The sequence below is a fragment of the Pseudomonas sp. MEJ108 genome (genome assembly GCF_030208985.1).
Taxonomy (GTDB): domain Bacteria; phylum Pseudomonadota; class Gammaproteobacteria; order Pseudomonadales; family Pseudomonadaceae; genus Aquipseudomonas; species Aquipseudomonas fragariae.
Map to the genome: position 1 here is coordinate 1 of NZ_JARVSW010000052.1, position 1,203 is coordinate 1,203.

The window sequence follows — 1,203 nt, forward strand, 5'->3', positions numbered from 1 at the left end:
CCTAGGGAAGGTCTGAAGTAGGCGGATGTTTTCCGGCTACCGAGTCCTCAGCACTTTTCAAAAAACGATGCATGTCGAAATTTGCTCAATTTTCTTCGTTTTTCAGCTCTTTCGGCCGCTGCAAAGCCCTTTGCAGTAACCATTTCCTGCATTACACGCGCACCTCTCCTGCGCTCGCTAACAAATGTCGGCGGGCCATCCACAGGTTTGACAGGGCGAACAACGTCACCATCTGCGCGGTGTTCTTGGCCAAGCCCCGAAAGCGCACTTTTTCATAGCCAAACTGGCGTTTGATTACCCGAAACGGATGCTCGACCTTGGCGCGAACCTGGGCCTTGGCCTTCTCGATTTTGCGGATCGCCTTGTACAAAACATTGCGTTTCCCGTGTTTTTTGTAAGTGCTACGGCGGGCGGCAATCTGCCAAATGACCTTGCGCCCAGTATGTTCTTCGCGCTTCTCGACCCCGGTGTAACCTGCGTCGGCGCAGACTACGTTTTCCTCGCCGTGCAGCAGTTTGGCAACCTGCGTGACGTCTGCCACATTGGCCGCTGTTACTACCACGCTGTGCACCAGGCCTGACTCGTCGTCGGCGCCGATGTGAGCCTTGGCGCCGAAATAGTACTGGTTACCTTTCTTGGTTTGATGCATCTCAGGGTCGCGTTTGCCATCTTTGTTCTTGGTCGAACTGGGCGCGTGAATCAGCGTGGCATCGACGATGGTGCCTTGACGCAACGACAAGCCACGGTCGCCCAGATAACCATTAATTACGCCGACAATTCCAGTCGCCAACTCGTGCTTTTCCAGCAGACGACGGAAGTTGAGAATGGTGGTTTCGTCTGGAATGCGCTCCAGGCTCAGGCCTGAAAACTGACGCAGGATGGTCGTCTCATACAGTGCTTCTTCCATCGCCGGATCGCTGTAGCCGAACCAGTTCTGCATCAGATGAACACGCAGCATCGCCATCAGTGGGTAGGCGGGACGGCCACCTTCTCCTTTTGGATAATAGGGCTCAATCAGGGCAATCAAACCTTTCCAGGGCACCACCTGATCCATCTCGATCAGGAACAATTCCTTACGGGTCTGCTTGCGCTTGCCGGCGTATTCGGCGTCGGCGAAGGTCATCTGTTTCATCATCGAAAAGCTCGGCGACTGTTGTCCGGAGATTTTGCCAAATTAGGAAGTCTTTTTCAGAGTTTCCCTAG

Annotated in this window: 1 protein-coding gene; it reads right to left on the reverse strand. The window is 54.0% G+C overall.

Going from position 1 to position 1,203, the window contains the following annotated elements:
- Nucleotides 1–151: 151 nt before the first annotated feature.
- Complete coding sequence (locus tag QRN50_RS21480; protein ID WP_096126482.1) at nucleotides 152–1,132, reverse strand: IS5-like element ISPsy2 family transposase; 981 nt, start codon at nucleotides 1,130–1,132, stop codon at nucleotides 152–154.
- Between the last annotated feature and the right edge of the window lie 71 nt (nucleotides 1,133–1,203).